The sequence below is a fragment of the Paraburkholderia sp. BR14320 genome (genome assembly GCF_040948665.1).
GTDB lineage: Bacteria > Pseudomonadota > Gammaproteobacteria > Burkholderiales > Burkholderiaceae > Paraburkholderia > Paraburkholderia youngii.
Window position 1 is genome coordinate 1 of sequence record NZ_JBFPKG010000136.1, and the last position, 3,502, is coordinate 3,502.

A 3,502-nucleotide genomic window follows, 5' to 3' on the forward strand; every position below is an offset into this window, starting at 1 on the left:
ACAGCGCCTTCAGGTCGCCGTCGGGACAATACAGGCTGAGTTGCCCGCGCCGCTTCAGGCTTTCGTTGTACTCGTGCGCGTTTGTTACCGCATAGCCCGGCTTCGCTCGTTTGCGCGGTTCGCCCGTCTTCAGTCTTGCCTTGTAAGGCATGAAAGCTCGCTCGTCGGATAGATCACCGGACTCTTTCTACCCGACCCACGGCCGCCGCGCAAGCGGCCCCCTCTTGAACAAAGCCGGAGCCAGTCAGGAATGGTGCGCCCCAATCTGACAACCTCACCTCTGCGACGTTGGGGCGTCAATCTAAGGTTCTGATACGTATTGCTTCCAGTGTCTCATTCAGAAGTTGCTGCGCTTCCTCGGCTGACTCCACGCCAAACATGCCGGCCCCGAACGTACCGTCGATGTGCATCATCAAAACGTGTGCCTTGGCGGTCTCGCCTTTCTTAAAACGGGCCACGAGATTCCGGTAACACTTCAATGCTTCCCCTGAGGAAAACAGGGTTTCATCCGGCTGCCAGTCGTCCACATGACCACCCCACCAACGGGTATCAGCTTGGTCAAATAGCGCCACCAGCAAGCGACGATTCAGTTTTGTTTGCTGTGCACTGGAAAATGCGTCGTCCAAAGAAAATGTCATGTGTTTTCGGTCTCTGATCGGATGAATGTGCGTCCACAATTTCTCTACTCATGGCGGGCCGGGTTTAGCGGGTTAACCGCAAACGTAGCATGCCAATAGGAGAAAGCTAGGACAAGAAACGAAATTCCATACGTCAAACGCGAACGATTGCCGCGTGCCACGCGGGGCTGTTAGTTTCTCCCGTTCGTGCCCATGCCCACTTCTTCAACTGGTTGGGTTCTGATGTGATGGACGACAGAGGTGGCCGCGCAAATTCGGACAGTCGGGTAAGTGGAACGCTCGGGGCTTGAGCCAGGCATAATGCCGACAAAGGAACCTTGAAGATGACGAAGAGAACCCGACGGACGCACTCAGCCGCGTTCAAAGCGAAAGTGGCGATGGCGGCGGTCAAGGGTGAGCGGACGCTAGCTGAACTGGCGCAGCAGTTTGATGTGCACCCGAACCAGATCATCGAATGGAAGCGGCAGTTGCAGGAACGTGCCGCCGACGTGTTTGGCGCAGGCGGCACGGCGTCGAGCGAGCCGCAAGTCGATTTGAAGGAGCTACATGCGAAGATCGGACAGCTCACGCTGGAGAACGATTTTTTAAGCGGCGCGCTCAACAAAGCGGGATTGCTGAGCGCAAAGCGATGATCGATCGTACGCATGCATTGCCGGTCTCGCAGCAGGCACGACTCGTTGGTATCGCAAGATCGAGCGTGTATTACCGGGCGCAACCAGTGAGCGAGGCAGATCAGTTGCTGATGCGCCGGATCGATGAACTGCACATGGAGTTTCCGTTTGCCGGAGCGCGGATGCTGGCGCGACTGCTGCGTCGCGAGGGACACGAAATTGGCCGCAGGCGCGTGCGCACGCTGATGAAACGCATGGGTGTCGAGGCGCTGTACTGCAAGCCGAACACGAGCCGACGCAAAGCGCAGCACAAGGTCTGGCCGTATCTGCTGCGGGGCATGACGATCAATCGGGCAAACTAGGTCTGGGCAGGCTTTGTTCAGCAGGGCATGGCCGCAGTTGGTTGCAGACGCAACTAGGCATTTTTGATGCAAACGGCCTCGCCGAAGCTGCTCCACAGATTCACGAGGTTCGCGATAATCACGCCCTCGCGCTGCTGCGATTCGGTTTTGCGCGTCAGTAGCCGCGCACCGATGCAACGCTTGATTCGCGAGATCTGCGCCTCGACCAGCGCGCGCTGGCCGTACCCGTATTTGTTGCGGAACGCATGGATGCCCTTGTCCTTGATGTACCGAACGAGATGGTCGTGCCAGCGCGTCGCCGGCTGATTGTGAACGACCGCATTGGCCGGTGGGGGAATCACCGGCAGCACGCCGCAGGCTGACCACGCCTCGGTCTGCGCAATACTGTAATACGCGCCGTCGGCGATCACGCAGTCGACGTTCGCGTCGACTGCCAGCATCGCATTCAGGCCCGCCTCGTCGGAAACGTTGTCCTCGGTGATCGCGATCTGGTGGACATTCATCTCCGGGTCGATCGACAGATGCATCTTGCGCCACGGCGTCTGGCTCGCGTCGCGCCCGTACTTTTGCCGATGCCATTCGCTGGCCCGGCCAAAGTTCATGCCGCTGCTGTCGACGATCAGGCTGATAGCTTCGCCGTTGCGCAGGCGTTCGGCCACGCGAGCGCAGCGTTGTTTGACCTGAACCTCGAGCGTACGGAACCGCTCGCTCAGAAGCCCGAAACTCGGTACCCCGACGTCGAGTCCGCGCAGCGCCCAGAATTCGTGCATGTGGCCGGTGATCTGCCGCATGCCCCAGCCGAACAGCCGGTAGAAGATGAAGATCAGTTCGAGGTACGCATCGCTGTACGTCCGGGGCTTTGTTCAGCAGGGTCCCCGATGGGCAGTTCAAACTCCTCCACTTGTGGGCGGCTAAATTCCCCCAGGCAGGACGTGCGGATTATGCGTCGGATTCCTCAGTGACGGCAAGCCTGGCAGCAGCTTCCCGGAGTCGATAGCTCTTGCCTTCAAACTCGAGGAGTTTGGAGCGATGCGGCAGACGATCAAGGATCGTCGAGGCCATGGTGCTGTCGCGAAGGTAGCGCCCCCAGTCCTGGACGACACGGTTGGACGTGACGAGGATGCTGCGACGTTGCTTGTAGCGTTGATGGACCAGTGTCTGCAGCAATTCGGCCGCGGCATCGGGAATGCGTTTGGCGAGGAACAGATCGTCAAGCACGAGGAGTTCGGGCTCGACCAGGGCCTTGAGCAGCCGGTCCTGATCGGCACGTGTTTCCACGGCATAGCCGGCGAACACGGTGTCGGACTCGACGTATCGCACCTTCATTCCCTGCAGGGTGGCGTTGTAGGCGATAGCCTTGGCGATATGACTTTTGCCGGTGCCGGGTTTGCCGATCAGCAGCGCGTTGTCGCTGTCGGCGACGAACTTCAGCGTGTGTAGCTCGAAGCAGGCCTGCCGGGGGACTTTCGGATTGAAGGACCAGTCGAAGTCGCTCAGGGTTTTGCGCTCGTCCAGGCCGGACTGCTGGAAGCGTCGTTCGAGAAGCCGGGACTGTCGTCGATCGAGCTCGTCCTGCAGAATCATGGAGAAGGTTTCAAGGAATGGCTGCTGGCTGGCCTGGGCTTGCAGCACCCGGGTTTCCAGTGTCGCGCTGATGCCGGACAGGCGCAGTTCGCGCAGGGCGCGGTCGATTTCGGCAAGGCTCATGCTCAAGAGAGATCTCCGTTGGGTGATGGCATGGCGGCGCTATGCTTGGCGCCGAGGGGCTTTGTTCAGCAGGGTAGGCCCGCAGTTGGTTGCGGACGCAACTAGAGCTTTTTGACGCAAACGGCCTTGCCGAAGCTGTTCCACAGATTCACGAGGTTCGCGATAATCACGCCCTCGCGCTGCT

2 protein-coding genes and 2 pseudogenes are annotated in these 3,502 nt (G+C 59.5%); 1 reads left to right on the top strand and 3 read right to left on the bottom strand.

From position 1 onward, the window contains the following. Positions 1 to 296 precede the first annotated feature (296 nt). The gene (locus tag AB3X89_RS39070; RefSeq protein WP_368587921.1) at positions 297 to 638 is read right to left on the bottom strand and encodes a hypothetical protein; all 342 of its coding nucleotides are present in this window, start codon (positions 636 to 638) and stop codon (positions 297 to 299) included. 323 nt (positions 639 to 961) lie between these two features. Here AB3X89_RS39070 and AB3X89_RS39075 point away from each other — a divergent pair. Then, a pseudogene (locus AB3X89_RS39075) lies at positions 962 to 1,608 on the top strand (IS3 family transposase); the annotation flags it as partial. Between the two features lie 56 nt (positions 1,609 to 1,664). Here the strand turns inward: AB3X89_RS39075 and AB3X89_RS39080 are convergent. Both AB3X89_RS39080 and istB read right to left on the bottom strand, forming a co-directional pair. Continuing rightward, positions 1,665 to 2,459: pseudogene (locus tag AB3X89_RS39080) on the bottom strand (IS5 family transposase); the annotation flags it as partial. A gap of 91 nt (positions 2,460 to 2,550) precedes the next feature. Beyond that, complete coding sequence (gene istB, locus AB3X89_RS39085; protein ID WP_368587922.1) at positions 2,551 to 3,318, bottom strand: IS21-like element helper ATPase IstB; 768 nt, start codon at positions 3,316 to 3,318, stop codon at positions 2,551 to 2,553. Between the last annotated feature and the right edge of the window lie 184 nt (positions 3,319 to 3,502).